The sequence below is a fragment of the Virgibacillus sp. DJP39 genome, assembly GCF_049310925.1.
Classification (GTDB): domain Bacteria; phylum Bacillota; class Bacilli; order Bacillales; family Amphibacillaceae; genus Virgibacillus_F.
In genome coordinates, this window is record NZ_JBMERP010000007.1 from 65,056 (window position 1) to 85,068 (window position 20,013).

Consider the following 20,013-nt stretch of genomic DNA (forward strand, 5'->3'; position numbering starts at 1 on the left):
TATGGAAGATTAACGGTTAGTAAATAGCAGGATTCGCTACTACCTGAGCCAACAGTTAATTTTCATGCATAAGTTAAGTTGTTTGTAGTAAATTTAACCGATGACAGGAGCGCTATCTCGCATCAAATTTATTACAATTTTGTGACCATTTTTAAAATCATAACACGAAAGCGCTTTAATTATCAATAGGTTTTATACTATTGATATAAAAATTCAGCTCGAGTCTTGCACTTGTGTTATAAAATAGATTGTGTTTAGATGATAATTAAACTAATATACAATTTGAATAAGGTGAAAAAATATGGTTCAAAATATAAGCCAAAAACGACCTATCACAAAATACTTGAATGGGAACTTAGAAGTAATGGACGATGAAATTGTGACAGAATACCCTATTACAATTCACGTCAATGGTGAGGAATTTGCTACGATGGTTTGTACTCCTTCTCACCTAGATGAATTAGTTATAGGCTTTCTAGCATCTGAAGGAGTTATCTTTTTTAAAGATGACATTAAAGATATACAGATTGATGAAGCGCTTGGTTTTGCATACGTTACGTTGAAATCAAAGATTGAAATAAATCAACAGGATTATTCCAAACGATTTATTGGCTCCTGTTGTGGGAAAAGTAGACAATTTTATTTTCAAAGCGATGTACGCATTGCCAAAACTTCAATGTCTAAAACAACAATTAAAGCAGAAGAATGTGTTGATCTAATGCACATGATGCAGGGAAATAGTGTCATGTTTAAAAATACCGGCGGTGTCCATAACGCAGCTCTCTGTACCCCAACTGAAACCTTAGTCGATCGGACAGACATTGGTAGACATAATGCACTTGACAAATTATACGGCTATAGTATCTTAAACAAAATACGTGTTCGAGATAAAATCATTGTCTTCAGTGGGAGGATCTCATCGGAAGTGCTTACAAAAGCAGCAAAAATTGGTGTAGGTATTGTTCTTTCTAAATCCGCTCCAACCGACCTTGCTATCAAGCTTGCAGATGACCTAAACATTACTACCGTCGGATTCATTCGCGGACAGTCGTTTAACGTATACTCACACGCTGAAAGAATAACGATTAGCTAATCACAATATTTCCTTCCGATAAAGGGAGGAAACAAAAAGTTGAAAATATCCGGTTATCTCGCAAAGACCGTTTTTTCGATAAGCGTGGAAATAATTCCGCGTAAAGAGAAAAAGTAACTCAACATGCTGAGTTACTTTTTCTCTTTACCTATAACCTGATTATCTAACTCTTTGGTAATAGCCGTATACTGCCATTTTTAAAAGCTTTAAGGAAACCTAGCATTTTGGACAATCAGATTACTGAACTTGACGTAAGTCTTTATGGCTGGCCTCCAAGTGGTGAATTCAATACCCAAGAAATTCCAGCTACTATTCTTGAGGCTCAGGCAGATAGTTATAATCAATTGTTCGAGTTATACGGGGAATTGGATGACTAAATTAGTAACGTAACTTTCTGGGTATTGCTGACAACCATACATGGCTAGATACCCGAACAGCAGATTACAGCGACAATGGACTGGGGAAAGACGCACCATTCATATTTGATGAAAATTACAATGTAAAACCAGCATACTGGTCAATCATGGATTAGTTCGGTGTACTGGCACCACCCGATTAATCCCAAACACCCAAATCAATAATTATTTTTGGTGTTTGGCATTTTTTAATTGTGTATAGGTACGCTTTTTTATAAACCTTCTTCCTCTGCTTCTGACTTCTGATGCGTAAGTCTTCTTGTTTCTCCAACACCAAAAAAAGGATAATTTCAAACTCTTGTTACCAAAGTGCTATTAAAATTGTCCCACCCCAACCAATATACTTCTATTACACAGCGCAATTGTGGTAAAATAAGAGTTGTACAACTTGAATGGGGGAAAATAGATGAAGCGAATATTTCTGTTTATCTTAACAAATATTTTAGTAATGACGACAATAGTAATCGTCTGGTCACTAATTACAAAATACACAGGTATTAGCGGTACTTTTGAAAATAATGGTCCTGGTTTAGGAATTAACTATGGTTCACTTATGGTATTCAGCATATTAATTGGTTTTATCGGCTCATTCTTCTCACTGGCAATATCACGTTGGATTGCCAAGAAGATGATGAAGGTCAAAGTGCTCGATCCCGATGGTCAATTATCTGGACATGAACGTGCCATTGTTGAGAAGGTTCACCGCCTATCCCGCGCTGCTGGATTAATGCATATGCCAGAGGTTGGAATTTACAACTCTGCGGAAGTTAACGCATTTGCAACTGGTCCTTCAAAGAAAAGATCCCTTGTCGCAGTTTCAGCAGGATTACTGAATAATTTGGACGATGATGCTGTTGAAGGTGTTATTGCCCATGAGGTCGCTCACGTAGCGAATGGCGATATGGTCACTATGACGTTGCTGCAGGGTGTAGTCAACACTTTTGTTGTCTTCTTCTCAAGAATCGCAGCAATTATCGTGTCACGATTTGTCCGCGAAGAGATGGAAATGATTGTTCGCTTTGCGGCAATTATAATTTTCCAGATCCTATTTTCAATTCTTGGAAGTATTGTCGTCAGTGCATACTCACGTCACCGGGAGTATCATGCAGACCGTGGTGGCGCAGACCTAGCCGGTCGCGATAAAATGGCGCATGCTTTACGTTCTTTAAAAAATCACGTAGCCAAAGCTAGAGTCAATGATCGTACCGACGACTCAGCAATCCAAACAATGAAAATTAATGGAAAAGGCAACATGATGTCACTCTTTTCATCTCACCCAGATTTAGATGAAAGAATTAAGCGTTTAGAACAACGGTAAGTTGACCTGTGTGTAAGTGGGGTTTAACTTCAAACGTAAAACAGCTCATCTTAATAAGATGAGCTGTTTTTTTCCATATAGATTAAAGAAGGGATTTTTTAAAAAGTTATTGATATTTATTTACTATTTCCTGAAGCTTTAGTGCCAAGCCTATTTTACCTTCTATTTTCAATTGCCCTTTCATAAAGGCCATTGTTGTATTAAGATCATCATTTAAGAGCTTGGAGAAATTTTCGTCTGAAAGATTAAGTATTACTTCTGCTTCCCGAGAACTACCTTCCACAACTCTAACTTGACTATCGGCTACTACGATTTGTACTGGACCACTCTCATCAAGGTTGACCTGATATATGCGGTTTTTTTCATCCTTAATAAATATTGGATCAGCGTTCATTTTATCAACTAATGTCATCAATTCTGCTTTAACTGTCATGTTTAACCTCTTCTTTCTTCAGAGAAATTAACTACACTATTACTTATTCAAGATATATGTTGGTAAATCCTGCAAAAAGCCATATCCTTCATTTGTTATGTCCAAATATCCTTTACCCCTTGCACCATGAATTGGTTCATCTTACATGCTAAAATATAGGGAGGAATTCTCACGGAAGGCTGGTTAACAAATGAAAAAGCAACATGATTTTACACAAGGCAATATACTGAAGCAATTAATCCTTTTTTCTGGACCAATTATGCTCACCAATCTATTACAAACATCCTATCAATTTGCTGACAGCTTGTGGGTCGGGAACCTGCTTGGTGGAAATGCATTAGGTGCTGTTGCAGTTTCAAGCACAATTATTTTCACCGTACTTTCTTTTGTTATCGGCTTAAACAACGCTGCACTCACCATTTTGTCACAACAAAAAGGGCGGGATAATGAAGAAGGATTGAAAAATTACCTGAACGCTTTTGTCGTAATCCTTACAGTTCTCTCCGTAACACTGGGTGCTTTGGGATTCATTTTTGCTGAGCAATTTTTACAGCTCCTGGGCACCCCCGAGAATATGATGACTTCGGCCAAAGCTTATTTACAGATTAACTTCCTCGGCATGTTATTTTTATTTGGATACAACTTTATTAGTACCGTGCTCAGATCTCTTGGCAACAGCAAGACACCGCTGCGTTTTGTAATGATTGCAGTGGCATTAAATATTGTACTTGATCCACTTTTTATAGCCGGTTTTAATTTAGGGGTAGAGGGAGCAGCATATGCTACTGTCATCTCCCAGGGAATAGCCTTTCTCTATGGAATCATATTCGTTCTTTATCGCAAGCTTGCACCATTCAGCATTCCGACACTTCCGACTAAGCAGGAAGTCGGGTTAATCCTGAACCTTGGAATTCCATCAGGATTGCAAATGGCTGTTATTGCAGCTGGTGTGGCAGCGATTATGAGTGTTGTCACAGGCTTTGGTGATGACGTTGTTGCTGGATTTAGTGCTGCGCAACGGCTGGATAGTCTTGTGATGCTGCCGGCACTTGCCCTTGGAACTGCGGTGAGTAGTATGGCAGGACAAAACATCGGTGTCAGCGAGTGGGCCAGAGTTAAAAAAATTGCAAAGTATGGTGTGTTGTATAATTTTTCGATCATGTTAATAATTGGAATCATTGTCGTTTTCTTTGCGGAACATGGTGTTAGACTGTTCATCCAGGAAGAAGAAGCAGTACAATTTGGAACACAATATCTGCAGATTATCGCGTTATGTTACCCATTTTTAGGAATTAATTTTATCCTGAACGGAGTCGTACGTGCAGCTGGAGCAATGTACCAAATTCTTGTGTTAAACATCATTTCCTTTTGGATTTTACGGTATCCACTAACAGCACTTTTCGCTCATCTTTTTGGTGACACTGGAATTGCCATTGGTATGGGTAGCAGTTTTCTAGTAAGCAGCCTTGTTGCCTTCCTTTATTATCGTTACGGGAAATGGCGGAAGAAAGAATTGTTTAGGACGTAATGATTGGTGGAACTTTTGATTCACCAGCCTTGTTTGGATGGTTTTCGAGCACTAACCTACCGAAATCGAGCACCAAATTGGTTTTTCGAGCACCGCCCCTAGGGAATCGAGCACCAATCTCGTGGCGCGCGATTTCTAACGGTTGGTGCTCGATTTTTCGATTCAGCGCTCGATTTCGGCTCGGTGGCGCTCGGTTTCAGCCAATCGCCGCTCTATTCACGATTCACGCACCACCGCTAACCCAACCCCCACACCACACCGTTTTGCAATTTCACAATAGGGGTATGATACACATAGTTAATTTTTCTGGAGGAAACTCACATGACTACAACGATTATCATTATTTTACTATCTATTGGCTATATTATTTTTACTATCGACAAAAAACAAAATAACTTTCCAGTTCCATTTATCCTGCTGCTAACCGGGATCGGGTTGTCGTTTATTCCATACTTTTCTGGTGTTCATGTAACAGAACACATTATCTACAACATATTTCTTCCAGGTCTTTTGTTTACCTCTGCATACCAGTTTTCTGCCAAAGCGCTTAGGAAAAATGCAAGGGTCATTGCTACGCTCAGCACAATTGGTTTAATTGCAACTGCCGTACTGCTTGGAATGGTTACGTACCTTATCGGCGGGGCCTATCTGAACATATCACTGGTTGGAGCATTGCTGATAGCCTCAATTCTCACACCAACAGACCCTGTTTCTGTTGTATCAATTTTAAAGCAATCGACAGACGATGCAAGTACTGCAGATGTGGTTGAAGGTGAGTCAATGATTAACGACGGAACCAGTGTAGTTTTATTCAGTGTCCTCTCTGGTATGTACGTTAATGGCACGGCGTTTGAACTTTCGAAGTTTTTAGGAGACTTTTTTTATGTATCAATTGGTGGTATTGTACTAGGAATTATTATAGGGTGGCTCTTCAGTAAATTGGTTCACATTACACATCATAAAGATTATCAGGTAATGCTCAGTATCATCATAGCCTATGGTGGTTTTCACCTGGCAGAACATTTCGGGTTTTCAGGAGTATTGGCCACTGTCACCTCGGGAATAATGCTATCGTGGGAATTTAACCATACGAATAAAGAAGACCATTATCGTGAAGCATTGGCTGGCTTTTGGAATGTTGTGGAACCTACATTGCTAACGCTTGTATTTTTATTAATTGGTATTGAAGCCACCGAATATTTAACTCACGGACATTGGGTTATGGCCTCAATCGTCTTTCTTGCATCTATTATCATTCGGTTTATCATTGTAAGTGGAACCATGCAATTATTCAGAGGTTGGCGACATATTGTGGATTGGAAAAAAGCACTTCTCATTTCCTGGTCAGGAATACGTGGGACAATGTCAGTCTTCCTGTTGTTAAGTCTTAGCACCATGGCATCAAGAAGCACCGGAGACAAACTACTGTCACTGGCATTTTCAGTTGTAGTTCTATCATTGGTGATCCAAAGTATCGGCATTTATCCACTTTCAAAATGGTTGGCAAGTGCAGAACAAAAGCGCAAGCACCCTGGGTAGAGACGTACGGACTGGACTGAGCCGTAGGAGATAAAGGAAACTCGGCGACCAAAGGAAGCCTATGTTGACTTATCGTACGAAGGCGAAGGAAGTCTCGCTAGTCTCTGGGGGCTGGAGCTGGACGTGGCTGTTACTGTATGCAAGCTTAACAAAGCAAAATTTTTATATTTTCTTAGTGCACGAGGAAAGAATGATTAAAACATCCTCCTGCTAACAGGCATCACATACTGAAGACTGTTATAATCCAGTCTATAACTTGCACTTATTATAATTTCTTTACTCCCAAAAAAGGAGCTTAAAACAGTGATTGAAGTTTACACAGATGGAGCAACAAAAGGCAATCCTGGAATCAGTGGTGCAGGCATTTATATAAAAGCAGATGGAAAACGATATGAACATTCATTTCCTTTAGAGGAGATGTCAAACCACGAAGCTGAATTTCACGCAGTCATCAAAGCATTGGAAATTTGTACTGAGCAGTTTCCAGGAGAAATACTCTCATTCCGGTCTGATTCGAAGCTCGTAGTGGATGTGATTGAAAAAGACCTCACGAAGAATCAAACCTTTCTCCCATTACTTATAAAAATACGAGAAAAGTCAAGTCATTTTCCATATTTTTTCATCAAATGGATACCTGAAAAAAGCAATAACCATGCAGATAAACTAGCAAGGAAAGCAATTTTAGAAAGATAGTGTAAAACAAGACATAGGACAAGGATTCCTTATCCTTGTCCTATGTCTTATTTCTGAAACTTACCGTAGTGAACGATTTCTTCTCTCGGAATATGCTTTTTAGGCTTTAGTGTTTCATTTGGACACCCTAATCCTAAAATGGTACCGGCACGATGATCGTCAGGTATTTCGAGTAGTTTCCTCACGTGGCTTTCCCGATTAATTGATTCCTGTTCATCCTCTGAATTACCCTTACAGATTAACGTGGTCACGCCATTTATGGACAGGTTTCCAGTCAAGTATTTCTTTTGCTTTTTTATTACTTAACAATGTCTCATAACCTGTTAAAGGCTCACGAAAATCTGTAACACCAGGAAAGCTTGCTGCCATAAGATCTTTACTCTTTATGTCCATACTGGAGTCATCTGCTGCAACATTTAGTGCAACAACACCCAGATTATCCTTTTCAATAGATAAACGATACGCAGATGCAGCATCTCTAGCATCAATATAACTCCATACAATAGTCTTTCTAAGCTCTGGTTTGTGAATAAAATCTGGGAAATCCTTGTACATATGTGGGGCAATAACATTTCCAATTCTCAAAGAAACCACTTGCATACCCGAACGATTGTGAATCATTTCAGCAGTTTGTTCATTTACTATTTTAGAAAGTCCATAACTATCTTCTGGTAAACGAGGGTGTTCCTCATCAATTGGTACATATTGAGGCTCTAAATTGCTTTTCGCAAAAACAATTCCATATGACGACTCACTTGATGTAATAACTGCCTTTTTGATACCGAGATTTGAAGCCGCTTCCAAAATGTTATATGTTGTCATTGTATTGTTTCGGAATGTTACGTCAGCTGGAAACATATATGCTCTTGGAATAGCGGCCAAATGTACCACTGCATCTGCACCTGCCAATACATCATACGCCTCACCCAGGTTCGTTAAATCTGCAGTAATTGTTTCACAAAGGGGATTTTTCGGCAATTGCTGATCTACATTCAACACCTCATAACCATGTTGCAAAAATTCTTCAATAACAGAAGGACCTAACAATCCACTTCCACCTGTAATAACTACCTTAGTCATTTATTTCCACCTCTTCTGATTTGTCTACGTTATATTATTTATTATACAGTTTGCAACTGGGATATTAAAACGATTGACATTCGAGTAGGTCCACCACAACTGCAGTAATTTTGATAATTCAACTACCTACACGTATAATTAATGGAAAAAAGAGGTCTGCTAATTATGTGCTTAATCAATTTCCAGCTTAACAATCATCCTAAATATAAATTAATTGTTGCAGCTAATCGCGATGAATTTTACAATCGTCCAACCGCTACTGCACAGTTTTGGAAAGATAACCCAAAAATCCTTGCGGGACGCGATTTACTTCAAATGGGAACCTGGCTTGGCATAACAAAACAAGGACGTTTTGCAGCATTAACTAATTTTCGTGACCCTGCAGAAAAAACGACTGGCAAGGTCTCACGCGGAGATATTGTTAAAAGTTATTTAGAGGAAGATGATACTCCTGTAGATTTCCTTGAGAAGTTAAAAAGAAACAAGGATAAATATGCCGGCTTCAATGTACTTGTTGGAAATTTCGAGAAACTTTTCTACTATAGCAATAACCAGAATGAAATTATGGAAATAAAGGCAGGCACTCACGGGCTAAGCAACCATTTCCTTAACACACCATGGCCAAAGGTGGAGAAGGGAAAGAAAATGCTCCGAGAATACGTGAATGGTCAGAATGAGGTCCAACCAGAGAAATTATTTAACATTATTTCCGATACTGAAACTGCCTCTGATGATCGATTACCACAGACCGGTATAGATTTGGAACTAGAACGGAAACTATCCTCCCAATTTATCACATCACCCAATTACGGGACCCGCTCCTCCACTGTCTTGTTAGTTGATCAGGATAATCAGGTAACCTTTGTAGAGCGGACATATGAAGGTGGGAAGTTTTTGAAAGATAGTCGGTTTGAATTTCGGGTGGGGTAAGAGAGGTTAAAAGGTTTATATTACTATTTGTTGAGAGTTCATTTAAATCTAGAAATCGAGAGTCGTAAAAAAAATCCTACTTTTGTTATGTCTTAGATAGATACCAAAAAAAACTGCCATCACGCCAAGTTCTCAGCGTGACAGCAGTTTTCTTTCATTTGTTATCTAATTAATGTTGATTATGGACTTTACTCTAGCAATCCATTCTCTTCAGCCCATAGGTTTAATTCTTCCTCATCGACGTAACCATTTTCTTCTGCCCATGTGTTCAATTCTTCCTCAGTATAGAATTGTCCTGCTTCATCATTAGTAAGGAACTCATCTTCGCTAGCCCCAGTTTCCTCCGAACAACCAGCTAAAATCCCTAGTGATAATGCTGCAATTCCTGTTACTTTTACTACATTCTTTTTAAGCTTCATGCTTATATGCTCCTTTCCTCTAATTGTTATTTTGTCTTATATTATTCTATTACCAGATTATTTTTCTTCTAAACTACTAATTTTATATAATTTTAATAATGTATATATTTCAGCTTTAAACTTAACAAACGCAATCCCCCATTCCAGGAACTGCGCTTCAACCAACGAACTTGTGTCTTATTTACTTACATCTCTTAGGAACCGCTTCGTTCTTTCTTCTTTAGGATGATTAAATATCTGATCAGAAGTTCCCTCCTCGACAATCATACCTTCATCCATAAAAATAACCCGGTCAGCAACATCTTTTGCGAATCCCATTTCATGTGTTACAACAACCATCGTCATACCTTCTTTTGCTAATTGTTTCATAACTAAGAGAACTTCGCGTACTAATTCTGGATCCAAAGCTGAGGTTGGTTCATCATACAGCATCACCATTGGTTCCATAGAAAGCGCTCTGGCTATTGCAACCCGCTGTTGTTGCCCACCTGAAAGTTTAGCTGGATAATGGTCCATCCTGTCTCCTAAACCTACTTTCTCGAGCAACTCTATAGCTTTTTCCTTCGCTATACTCTTGTCTGTTTTTTTTATTACAATTGGACCTTCCATTACGTTTTCAAGGGCAGTTTTGTGTGGAAACAAATTAAACTGTTGAAATACAAAGCCTGTGTTTTGACGTAATTCCCTTATTGATGACTTCCTTTTTTTACTTGCCTTTAAATCTGCTTTAACTTCAGTTTTTCCAAGCCTGATAATACCCATATCTGGCTCTTCTAAAAATGTTATACATCGCAGTAATGTTGATTTACCAGAACCACTTGGCCCCATTATGACAACAACTTCGCTTTTATCAACGGTAAGGTTAATGTCCTGTAACACAACATTTTTATCGAAAGTCTTTTTTATGTTCTGGACGCTTACTATCTCCATATCGTTAACCTCCTAACGGCATTCAAGAGTGGAATAAATGGCAAGTTTTTAAACAACATGTCGTGAAGTCCGCTTCTCCATCCGATCCAGTAACACAGTGAAAAATGTTATAACAACCCAATAGATAGCAGCTGCAATTAAATAAATTGTCAAAGGTTCAAACGTTTTAGCAATAATTAATGTAGACATTTGCAGTAGTTCAGTCACTGTTATAACAGATACCAACGAAGTATCTTTTATTAGAGTTATGTACGTGTTTGACAGTGTTGGAATAGCTATACGAATACTCTGTGGTAAAATGATCCGCCTCATTGCCTGGCCATAAGTCATACCCATAGACACCGCAGCTTCCATCTGTCCTTTATCGACTGCCAATATTGCAGCACGAAAGGATTCAGATAAATAGGAACCTGCATTTAAGCTTAACGCTAATATACTCCATGAAATCGGATCCATAACAATATCTATTTGAGGTAACCCATAGTAAATAACAAATATTTGAACCAATAGAGGAGTTCCACGAAATATCGATATATAGACCGATGCAATCGCTTTTAATAGTTTTATTTTTGAAATCCTTGCTAGCGCTGAAAAAAAGCCCAAAATTAAAGCGAATACTACCGAAACTACAGCTAACATAATCGTTACAAGCGTAGCATTTAATAGTGGTGGTAATGATTCAAAAATGATTGAAAAATCCATGAAATAACCCTCCATCGAATTTTTTGCTTAAAGCGCAACGATCTAGCTTGATTCCTGCTTGTAGTTAATTTCAATGCCATTTTTACTTAATTCTTCAATGAAAGGATTAAATCGATCACCAACAATTATATTTTCAACCGGAACTATTCCGGTTTCCGTGACTTTCTTGTTTAAAATCCAAGTAGCCAATAACATAGCTGGGATCGCTGTAGTTTTTGCCATTGAAGTTATATTACGGTTGTGATCGTAGAAATCAATCATTTCCCATGTATGCGTTATGTTTTGTCCATCTTTTTTACCTTTTGTTACGACACGCAAAACTGTTATATCTTCGTTTGAATCGCCACGAAGCTTTGGTTCGAGTACTTTTTCAGTTACCTTCCTTGGACTTACTAATTTTCCATCAATCTCAATGGCTTCTTCTTCAAAAAATCCTAGTTCGGCAAGTACAGACATTTTGCTCCAATGACCAGAGTACCTGACTGTTTTCTCATAAAGCTTTTTCACCTTATCCTTAAGTGTGTATGCAGTACTATGTGCATCTGTTATGACAACTTCACATTCTCCGACGGGACTCGGGAAATTCATTGTTTCAAGCCCCGATAAAGCAGGCAATGTAATTAGTTCACCGTTCTCAACTGCTTTTGCAGGTCTAGTATAAAGACCCATCACGCTTTCCAATCGAAAGACCACCTGATACCACAATGGAGGTAGTGGGTGTCTCGGTATCCCTCCACAAATCATTACTGCCTCATCCGTCTCATCTAACAATTCAATTCCTTGTGCTGCTAAAAAATTCGTTATACCAGGGGCTACACCACACCCCGGTACAACAACTATTCCTGCTTCTTTAGCAAGTCCGTCCAACTCCATCTTCTCTTCAAATTTTGACCCAACCAAATCTACTAAACTACATTTAGCAGCAATTGCAGCATGAATGGCAGGCAAGCTTAAGGAATGTGGCAAACATGCGATTGCTACATCAGCATTTTTTAACACCTCAACAATGTCTTCTTCTCTTTGCAAGTTAGTTAACTTCCCGACCACTTTATCATTGTCTGCAATAGCTAAACACCTAGTAATACTTTCACTAAAACCATCAACTGCAGTTACTTTTGTAATATTTTCATACTTAACAAGTTCTCGAACGACAGTTGTACCAATCATTCCAGTTCCTAAAACAACAACTTCCATAAGCTATACCTCCCAAAAATGTTATTTTACCAACGGTTCTGAATTAAACCATTCCTTGTAAATTTCTTCGTATGTGCCATCCTCAATCATCTCAGCAAGCGTTTCATTTAACTTAGCAACAAATTCAGGGCTATCCTTTTTTACAGCCATACCAATCTCATCTTTATTGACAACATCGCTTGCTATTTTAATTGGGAGGCCTTCTTCTTTTATGTTGTAGCTCATTAACAATTGATCATTAATAATTACATCCAGTCTCCCATTAATTAAATCCTGAATATAGTCAGTAACGGCTTTGTAAAGGACGACTTCTGCTCCTTCAACACTATTCGCAACCTCCTCAAAGGTTGTACCTCCACCAACTCCAACTTTTTTCCCTTTGATATCCTCTAACTCACTAATGCCAGTTGCATCTTCCCTTGTAATTAAAACTGAACCAGTAACTACATATGGGTCAGTAAAATCAACACTTTTCTTCCGTTCTTCCGTTACAGTCATTTGGCCAATAATGACATCAAATTTATCTGCTTTAAGACCACCAATCAGACTATCCCACTTAGTAGCAATAAATTCAGCTTCAACACCGAGTCTGCTTGCTAACTCATTAGCTATATCGACATCAAATCCTGCAAATTCATTTTCATCATTTAAGTAATTAAAAGGTTGATAGGTTCCTTCAAATCCCACCCGTAATACACCCGATTCCTCTACCGTGGAAAGAACAGTATCCTCTGTATTTTCTTTATTCTCTTTATCCCCACTGGTCTCTTGACTATCACCACACGCTGAAATTACTAACATAAGAAGTAAAATGACGGTTATTTGATAAAAACGTTTCATTTTCTCACCCTCCAAATTTCATTTTTTGACAGCGCTTACATAAAAGAGCGATTGCCTTTCCTCCTTATTTTTAATTGCTCTTTTTTTGTTTTGTTGCTCAATATTGTAGTACAATGTAATAGTAGTGTATACTCAACTCTAAAAGTTGTCAATATATTTTTAATCTTAAGAATTTAATCAGACAATTTAATTTAAGGGGGATTTAAAATAGGAAAAAAAGAGTCAATAAAACTAATTATCTATAACCAATTAAAAGCAGCTATTCTAACAAGACAACTTCCACCAGGAAATCAATTAGTTGAAAATACAATTTCTGAAAGATTAAATGTAAGTAGAACACCGATTAGAAGTGCAATAACTCTGTTAGCAGATGAAGGATTGGTTGATATTGTCCCTAACAAAGGTGCCTTTGTTACAAACCCATCAAGAAATGAAATTATACAAGCTTACGATTTAAGGAAAAATTTAGAAATTATGGCAGCTGAGAGGTCGATTAATAACCTAAGCGAGACTGACTATATGGAACTGAAGAATACTGTTAAGAAAGAAAAAGAAGCTTTAATTAACAAAAATATGATGGGCTATTTAAAGGAAAATGAAAACTTTCATATGATTTTCTCTAGGAAATGTGATAATAGGTTTTTAACTGAATATATTGAGAAGCTTATTAAACAAACATCTATTTATCTAATTCTTTTTGATGTTTATTTCGAAGATTCCTCATCGCAACCATATGGGTTTAAAGAACACTTTGAAATAATAGAGTTATTCCAACAAAAAGATCTTGATCAGTTAAAAACTTGCCTTACAGACCATTTTGATCACGCAATTAATAACCTTAACATTCCTAAAGAATATAAAAATCTAGCTTCAATATTTGAAACAAACTTATAAGTGGTACATTCCCCAGTAAAGGTAAAACGGGGATATGTCCTCTATTGTTAAACACACAATAAGCGCAGCCCCCAATCCAGGAGCTGCGCTTTACATTAATAACTTAATCATAAAAACTGTCTCTTCTAAACCAAAACCATCCACAATATAAATGTCACGATTATCGATACAACACCCTGTAATAGGGTTGCGGCTGTCTGGGCTTTATACGCTTGTGTCACAGACATGCCACTAAATTCCTTTACTACCCAGAAGTAGCTATCATTCACATGGGATACTACCATTGCGCCAGCTCCAATTGACATTACCACTAAAGCAAGCGGTATTGCACCTGTTATACCTAATTCCAGTAATAGTGGTGCAACTAATGAAGATGTAATTACCAACGCTGCTGTAGATGAACCTTGTGCTGTTTTTAACGCTGCAGCAATCAGGAACGGAATGAATACAAACATGGCTCCTGTGAAAAATGCGCTATCACCAAATTCCTGGATGAAAGCTGCTACAGGCGTAGCTTTAATAACAGATCCGAATGCCCCACCTGCACCAGTAATCAATAAAATTGGTGCTGCTTCTTTAATTGCAACCCCGATCCAATCTGTTAATGTTTCATGGTTATACTTAGGTAGTAACAAGAATGCAAACAGTACTCCGATTAATAGTGCAACCACTGGTGAACCTACAAATAATAAGACATCAAATAATGCGCCCGTCCATCCTGCAAATGTTATAACTGAACTGAGTCCAATTAATAGAATTGGTACAACAATCGGTGCAAATGACTTAATAGTTGATGGCATTTCACCAAATTCTTCTAAAATAGTATCATAATCATAGGAAAGTTCTTCATCTTCACCTTCAACCTTGATTTTAGTACCAACCCTCATTGCCCATAAATAACCTGCAATTATTGCCGGAATAGCTACTATTATTCCCATTAGGATAATAGTTCCAAGATAATCCTCTGCCCCAATATTACCAGCTGCAGCTATCGGCCCTGGTGTTGGCGGAACCAATGTATGTGTTGCAAACAAACCTGTCGACAGCGCAATGGCCATCGATGCGATTGTCACTTTAGCACGTTTAGCAAGTGCTTTTTTCAAGGAAGATAAAATGACATAACCTGAATCACAGAATACTGGAACACTAACAATAGCTCCTATCAGACTCATTGCCATTTGTGGACGTTTTTCCCCAACGACCCTCAGGACAACTTCCGCCATCCGTAATGCTGCACCTGACTTTTCCAGAATCACACCAATAATAGTTCCAAAAATAATAACTAGACCAATACCACCCATTAACCCACCGAAGCCATTGTTAACAGCTTCTGTTACAGTTGATAAAGGAAGTCCTGACAAAATACCGATTCCAAATGCTGCAAATAATAATGATAGAAACGGATGTAACTTTAACTTAGCGGTAGCAAAAATAATAAACAAAACACCAGCAACAATTAATAATATAAGACCGAAACCTTCCATACCTCTTTCACCCCTTTTTTAAAATAAAAACACAATTTTCTTAAAGCTATTTGCACTGACAACTACTAATAAAATGAACGATTTGTTTTGTCTGTTCAAATAACATTTTCTCTGCATTTTCCATGCACTCCTGCAATGTGAGCGCACTATTGATAATTGAAAAACATCCAGCAAACTTTTCCTGTAAACTATCCAAGTTACCTCCGAGGCTTCCGGATATTAAAATAACAGGGACATTGTATTTCGTTGCAAGATCAGCAACATATCCCGGCGCCTTCCCGAAAAGCGTTTGCTCATCACTTTGTCCTTCACCAGTTAAAACAAGGTCAGCACCTTTAATTTGCCTTTCAAGTCTGCTTGTATCTGCTATTAGTTTAGCTCCGGATTCTAAATTTGCTCCCATAGCCAAGAGTGCGAAACCTAACCCCCCTGCAGCACCTGCTCCAGCATGCTTTTTATAGGGAAGATTAATTTCATCCTCTATCAAACTCCCATACTTATTTAACGCATTATCAAACTGTTTTACCTGTTCTGGTGTTGCACCTTTTTGTGGACCATATACTGCACTTGCTCCCATACTTCCACACAACGGATTGTCGACATCACATGCTACCCTTATAGCAACATCTGGTAACCTGGTATCAAAGTTTGCAAAACTAATGCTTTCAACATTTAAGAGATCACGACCAAATGGACCTAATCGCGTGCTATCTCGGTTCCAAGCCTCCATACCTAAAGCCTGCAACATTCCTAACCCACCGTCATTTGTCGCACTGCCTCCCAGTCCCATGATCAACGATGTGCATCCCTTGTCGAGAGCATCAATTATGACTTCACCAATTCCATAGGATGTCGTGAAGGTAGGGTCACGCTTATCTTCAGGAACCTGCGTTAATCCAGCGATACTAGCACACTCGATAATTGCCGTTTTTTTGTTTACAATCCCATAGGAAGTATCAATTCTTTCACCAATTGGTCCAACACAATTTACTGGAATTCGCTCGGCATCTTTAGATGATACGAGCAGTGTTTCAAGTGTGCCCTCTCCTCCATCTGCCATAGGCATAATTTGCACATTGCAATCTTTTAGAACCTCTAACACGGCTTTTCCCATTATTTCAGATGCTTGTTTAGCTGTTAAACTTCCTTTAAATGAATCTGGTGCAATAACTATATTCATAATGGAGCCCCTTCTACTAATGTCTTAAGTCTATTTAACTTGAAAATGGCTGCGCTTACAATTGTATTTATATACAAACTTTTCAGATTATAATTATAAAAAATTGTGCATCTGCACAGTTATATTTTCGTTCTTAATATAATAGTTAGAATGAATGCGTCGTATACAGACCTAGGATCTAATCCGATTTTTTCCTTTAACTGATCCAGACGATATTGCAGTGTATTTCGGTGTATGTGTAACTTTCCTGCTGTTTCTTTTATTGAAAAATTCATAGATAAATAGACTTCTATTGTGTTTAGATATTCTTTATCCAAATTATGAAGTAGAATTTCGTAATTTTTACAAACAGCATTATATTCTTGATCAGGAATGGATGCTATCAGTCGCTCTAGCTTCTTGTCTTCAATATATGTAATGTTGCTGTTGGCGCTTGCAAACGCGAGAGACTTTTTAGCCTGGAAATAGGATTCCCGAATTCCTTTTATACCAAATTCAACATTTCCTACTCCAACATGAACCTGTTTCTTAGAATGGTTAATAATTTTATTTACAAAGTCGTCGATTCGATCAAAAACTGGATCAATCGCAACAATAATCTCATTACCAAGGTATGGCAATGTAAGCAAATTATTTATTTTAGCTCCTAGAAGTTCTTGACGAATAGGATCTAAACAATCGTGGATATCATCGCCGGTGAAAACCAGTAAACGCCAGGATTGCTTTGGGTTAATAGTTAATGAATAAATCGCATCTTCCTCAAGCTGTTCTATCTCAAAACCCATTGGATGTAACAGTTGGTGCACCCAATGACTCCACTGTCTTTCTTTAAAATATGCCTGCCTTTGTATATTTATCTGTTCCAATGTTATTTCAACAGAAGCACGAATAATACTGGTAATTTGTTTGATAGCCGCAGGATTACCACTTACACCAACCACGCCTTTGATTTTATTTTGATGTAAAATAGGTAAGTTAACACCCTGTTTGGTTCCAGGGAAATTAATCACATCTTTTTCAGTTAAAATAACAGATTGCTGATTCTGAATTACCTTTAATGCACCGCTGTGAATTTGACTAATGCGTGAACTGTCTGTACTTGCAACAATCTTGCCATTCAAGTCCATAATGTTAATGTCAACCTCTATATATTCTGATAATCGTTCAATTATTTCCTGTCCCAATTCAGTTGTTATCTGCATGGTTGGCCTCCCTTATTAATAGTGGTTTCTTTATCGAGGTGGACAAAACCTGCACATACTCTGTTGGTTTGTGCAGGTCTAGTGTATTATAAAATATTAACCTATGATCTTAAGACTTATAATACCGAGACTAGAACTTTTTTACCCTAATACTTTCAATATGAGCCTTTTTTACTGCCTCTTCAGCCTTTGTGTATCTTAGAAGCTTTAAGTATAGTTGTTCAACCTCTTCTATTTCCATCATATTAATAGAACCCATAATATCCTTCTTTATAGTCTTAATTAGCGCATTTCTCTTCATTACTTTAACATTTTGAGATGTCACTTTCATTTTTTTCAGTGTACAACGCTCACTAAAAATTATGTACGACTTATATAGTTCGTCATTATTCATTTCCAAAGTGTATTGCAATGCACTGATATGCCCTTTATTCTGCCAGATAGGATTGAAGAATCGGTTCTTCTGTTTGTTCGGAAGAGTCTGTACCCAATTTTTATTTTTTTCATCACCAAAAATCCATCCACTGTAGTTCTTTGATTCGAATACATAAATACCTGTTTGGGAAAGCATAATTAAATCGATCTCTGTTGTAGACCCATCCTTCTTTGGAATGTATAGATTTGTCAGTAGGCGATGATGTCCCTTTAACTTTTCGAGGTAGGAAAAAGTCAAAAATTCACCATAATTCCCTGTATCAAATATAGTTTTTATTAAGCTATTACCACTAGCATCACCGTAATTTGATCCCTTGTATCGCATGTATTTAGGAAAAATAAAAATTCCGAATCCCACTAAAAAGGTTGAAATGAACCAAAATATTAAAGCTCCCACTTCCTATCCCTCCTGTTTCATAGACTTAGTTACCAGCCAAAATTACAAAATAATTACATTCTGTTAGTTATCGGCTTATTAAGCAACATTTTTTAGAAAACTTAACTTACATCAAACATAATTACAGAAAAAATTCTCTACTGTTAAAAAGTACGAAAGATCCTTTCACTGCTATCGTTTCATGGTAAAATCAAATTGTAGTAATCCATACTAAATTAGTGGCTAATTATTTATTTTCAAAAATATTTATACTAGATAGAGATATAATACACGAGAAAGGAAGCCTAACATGAAATTTAAGATTGCCTTATTTGTTTTAACTCTTTCAGCAGTACTTACAGGTTGTAATGAAAACGAAATGACTATTGAACAAGCAAAGGAAGCTGGATTAAGCAAAATAACAGTTGAAGAAAAAGCGGTACCTATTGTTGTAAATCAAGGTCCTACATCGCCTACGACTGGGCTACCTGTTAGTGAAAATGACCCAGAGACCCATTTTGCTGTAATGGTTGAAAATTCCCCTAAAGCTCGTCCACATACAGGGCTTGCGGATGCAGATATTGTTTATGAGATGGAAGTTGAAGGTAACGTTACACGGTTTCTTGCTATTTTTAATGATCATATCCCGGAGAAGGTCGGTCCAGTTCGAAGTTCGAGACATTATTTTTTACCGATTGCTGAATCGTGGAATGTGCCCTATATTCACTTCGGAGGCTCACCACAAGCGTATGCTAGGTTAGATAATCTCTCAATTCCTACGATTGATGGCATCTATCAGGGGAAATATTTCAAAAGAGACAATAGTAGGTTTGCTCCACATAATGCTTATTTACACACGAATAAATTAGAGAATTTCAACCAGGAACTTACAAATGATAAATTCACATTTGATAAAAATGCTCATTATGAAGAATCTGTAGCTTCAACTACTTTAGATATTACCTATAATAATTTCACTCGGGTTACCTATCAGTTTGATTCCAAGACGAATCTGTATAACCGCTATCTAGAAGGCAGACCTCATTTTGATCGTGAAACTGGGGAACAAATTAAGGCAAACAACGTAATTATTATCTATGCTGCACATCAACCAATTCCTGGCGATACAGCAGGTAGAATAGATATCACCTTAACAGGGGAAGGAGACGCCGAATTTTTCTTAGACGGCCAGGTTGTGAAAGGCATGTGGAAAAAAGAGAAAAATGGTATTCATTTCTATGCAAATGGTGATAGTGTTGCCCTTAACCCAGGGAAAACCTGGATTCAGGTAGTTGACGCTCAAAAAAGAAATAATGTTTCGTATTAG

22 protein-coding genes are annotated in these 20,013 nt (G+C 37.6%); 10 read left to right on the plus strand and 12 right to left on the minus strand.

The features are described 5' to 3' along the window. Nucleotides 1-301: 301 nt before the first annotated feature. From fdhD to htpX, 4 genes are all read left to right on the plus strand, one after another. Nucleotides 302-1,093 (plus strand): formate dehydrogenase accessory sulfurtransferase FdhD, encoded by a 792-nt coding sequence (gene fdhD / locus ACOI1D_RS04580; protein WP_422499586.1) that lies wholly within the window; start codon nucleotides 302-304, stop codon nucleotides 1,091-1,093. Nucleotides 1,094-1,317: 224 nt separating this feature from the next. Then, entirely contained in the window at nucleotides 1,318-1,470 is a 153-nt protein-coding gene (locus ACOI1D_RS04585; protein WP_422499588.1) for a hypothetical protein, read from the plus strand. A 23-nt stretch (nucleotides 1,471-1,493) separates the two neighbouring features. Then, on the plus strand, nucleotides 1,494-1,625 hold the full coding sequence (locus ACOI1D_RS04590) for an endo-1,4-beta-xylanase (protein ID WP_422499619.1): 132 nt from the start codon (nucleotides 1,494-1,496) through the stop codon (nucleotides 1,623-1,625). A gap of 290 nt (nucleotides 1,626-1,915) precedes the next feature. Beyond that, nucleotides 1,916-2,827 (plus strand): protease HtpX, encoded by a 912-nt coding sequence (gene htpX / locus ACOI1D_RS04595; RefSeq protein WP_422499589.1) that lies wholly within the window; start codon nucleotides 1,916-1,918, stop codon nucleotides 2,825-2,827. A gap of 106 nt (nucleotides 2,828-2,933) precedes the next feature. On the opposite strand, the gene ACOI1D_RS04600 is transcribed toward htpX, so the two are convergent. Beyond that, complete coding sequence (locus ACOI1D_RS04600; RefSeq protein WP_422499590.1) at nucleotides 2,934-3,260, minus strand: SCP2 sterol-binding domain-containing protein; 327 nt, start codon at nucleotides 3,258-3,260, stop codon at nucleotides 2,934-2,936. A 190-nt stretch (nucleotides 3,261-3,450) separates the two neighbouring features. On the opposite strand from ACOI1D_RS04600, the gene ACOI1D_RS04605 reads away from it, so the two are divergent. The 3 genes from ACOI1D_RS04605 to ACOI1D_RS04615 all read left to right on the plus strand — a co-directional run bounded on the left by ACOI1D_RS04605 (nucleotide 3,451) and on the right by ACOI1D_RS04615 (nucleotide 7,020). After that, the gene (locus ACOI1D_RS04605) at nucleotides 3,451-4,788 is read left to right on the plus strand and encodes an MATE family efflux transporter (protein WP_422499591.1); all 1,338 of its coding nucleotides are present in this window, start codon (nucleotides 3,451-3,453) and stop codon (nucleotides 4,786-4,788) included. A gap of 321 nt (nucleotides 4,789-5,109) precedes the next feature. Continuing rightward, nucleotides 5,110-6,327: a cation:proton antiporter gene (locus tag ACOI1D_RS04610; protein WP_422499593.1), complete on the plus strand. Its 1,218-nt coding sequence runs from the start codon at nucleotides 5,110-5,112 to the stop codon at nucleotides 6,325-6,327. A gap of 303 nt (nucleotides 6,328-6,630) precedes the next feature. Then, a complete protein-coding gene (locus ACOI1D_RS04615; protein WP_422499594.1) occupies nucleotides 6,631-7,020 on the plus strand; it encodes an RNase H family protein in 390 nt (129 codons plus the stop codon). A gap of 47 nt (nucleotides 7,021-7,067) precedes the next feature. Here the strand turns inward: ACOI1D_RS04615 and ACOI1D_RS04620 are convergent, their stop codons facing one another. Both ACOI1D_RS04620 and ACOI1D_RS04625 read right to left on the minus strand, forming a co-directional pair. Further along, on the minus strand, nucleotides 7,068-7,271 hold the full coding sequence (locus ACOI1D_RS04620; RefSeq protein WP_422499596.1) for a hypothetical protein: 204 nt from the start codon (nucleotides 7,269-7,271) through the stop codon (nucleotides 7,068-7,070). Beyond that, complete coding sequence (locus tag ACOI1D_RS04625; RefSeq protein WP_422499597.1) at nucleotides 7,252-8,100, minus strand: NAD-dependent epimerase/dehydratase family protein; 849 nt, start codon at nucleotides 8,098-8,100, stop codon at nucleotides 7,252-7,254. Before ACOI1D_RS04625 ends, ACOI1D_RS04620 begins: the two co-directional genes overlap by 20 nt. A 141-nt stretch (nucleotides 8,101-8,241) precedes the next feature. Here ACOI1D_RS04625 and ACOI1D_RS04630 point away from each other — a divergent pair, with 141 nt between their 5' ends. After that, on the plus strand, nucleotides 8,242-9,030 hold the full coding sequence (locus ACOI1D_RS04630; RefSeq protein WP_422499598.1) for an NRDE family protein: 789 nt from the start codon (nucleotides 8,242-8,244) through the stop codon (nucleotides 9,028-9,030). A gap of 188 nt (nucleotides 9,031-9,218) precedes the next feature. Here the strand turns inward: ACOI1D_RS04630 and ACOI1D_RS04635 are convergent, their stop codons facing one another. The 5 genes from ACOI1D_RS04635 to ACOI1D_RS04655 form a co-directional block, all read right to left on the minus strand. Continuing rightward, the gene (locus ACOI1D_RS04635; RefSeq protein ID WP_422499599.1) at nucleotides 9,219-9,449 is read right to left on the minus strand and encodes a hypothetical protein; all 231 of its coding nucleotides are present in this window, start codon (nucleotides 9,447-9,449) and stop codon (nucleotides 9,219-9,221) included. 177 nt (nucleotides 9,450-9,626) lie between these two features. Beyond that, the gene (locus ACOI1D_RS04640; RefSeq protein ID WP_422499621.1) at nucleotides 9,627-10,373 is read right to left on the minus strand and encodes an amino acid ABC transporter ATP-binding protein; all 747 of its coding nucleotides are present in this window, start codon (nucleotides 10,371-10,373) and stop codon (nucleotides 9,627-9,629) included. Between the two features lie 54 nt (nucleotides 10,374-10,427). After that, nucleotides 10,428-11,081 (minus strand): amino acid ABC transporter permease, encoded by a 654-nt coding sequence (locus ACOI1D_RS04645; protein WP_422499600.1) that lies wholly within the window; start codon nucleotides 11,079-11,081, stop codon nucleotides 10,428-10,430. A gap of 42 nt (nucleotides 11,082-11,123) precedes the next feature. Beyond that, nucleotides 11,124-12,275, minus strand: coding sequence for a saccharopine dehydrogenase family protein (locus ACOI1D_RS04650; RefSeq protein WP_422499601.1), 1,152 nt, complete (start codon nucleotides 12,273-12,275; stop codon nucleotides 11,124-11,126). Nucleotides 12,276-12,296: 21 nt separating this feature from the next. Then, a complete protein-coding gene (locus ACOI1D_RS04655) occupies nucleotides 12,297-13,115 on the minus strand; it encodes a transporter substrate-binding domain-containing protein (protein ID WP_422499602.1) in 819 nt (272 codons plus the stop codon). A 237-nt stretch (nucleotides 13,116-13,352) separates the two neighbouring features. Here ACOI1D_RS04655 and ACOI1D_RS04660 point away from each other — a divergent pair, with 237 nt between their 5' ends. Next, on the plus strand, nucleotides 13,353-14,009 hold the full coding sequence (locus ACOI1D_RS04660; RefSeq protein WP_422499623.1) for a GntR family transcriptional regulator: 657 nt from the start codon (nucleotides 13,353-13,355) through the stop codon (nucleotides 14,007-14,009). A gap of 125 nt (nucleotides 14,010-14,134) precedes the next feature. On the opposite strand, the gene ACOI1D_RS04665 is transcribed toward ACOI1D_RS04660, so the two are convergent. The 4 genes from ACOI1D_RS04665 to ACOI1D_RS04680 form a co-directional block, all read right to left on the minus strand. Further along, complete coding sequence (locus tag ACOI1D_RS04665) at nucleotides 14,135-15,493, minus strand: GntP family permease (RefSeq protein WP_422499604.1); 1,359 nt, start codon at nucleotides 15,491-15,493, stop codon at nucleotides 14,135-14,137. Nucleotides 15,494-15,539: 46 nt separating this feature from the next. Next, a complete protein-coding gene (locus tag ACOI1D_RS04670) occupies nucleotides 15,540-16,673 on the minus strand; it encodes a glycerate kinase (protein WP_422499605.1) in 1,134 nt (377 codons plus the stop codon). Nucleotides 16,674-16,792: 119 nt separating this feature from the next. Continuing rightward, nucleotides 16,793-17,875 (minus strand): CdaR family transcriptional regulator, encoded by a 1,083-nt coding sequence (locus ACOI1D_RS04675; protein WP_422499607.1) that lies wholly within the window; start codon nucleotides 17,873-17,875, stop codon nucleotides 16,793-16,795. A gap of 130 nt (nucleotides 17,876-18,005) precedes the next feature. Then, nucleotides 18,006-18,707, minus strand: a complete 702-nt coding sequence (locus tag ACOI1D_RS04680; protein WP_422499609.1) for a nuclease-related domain-containing protein — start codon at nucleotides 18,705-18,707, stop codon at nucleotides 18,006-18,008. 289 nt (nucleotides 18,708-18,996) lie between these two features. On the opposite strand from ACOI1D_RS04680, the gene ACOI1D_RS04685 reads away from it, so the two are divergent. Further along, entirely contained in the window at nucleotides 18,997-20,013 is a 1,017-nt protein-coding gene (locus ACOI1D_RS04685) for a DUF3048 domain-containing protein (RefSeq protein ID WP_422499611.1), read from the plus strand.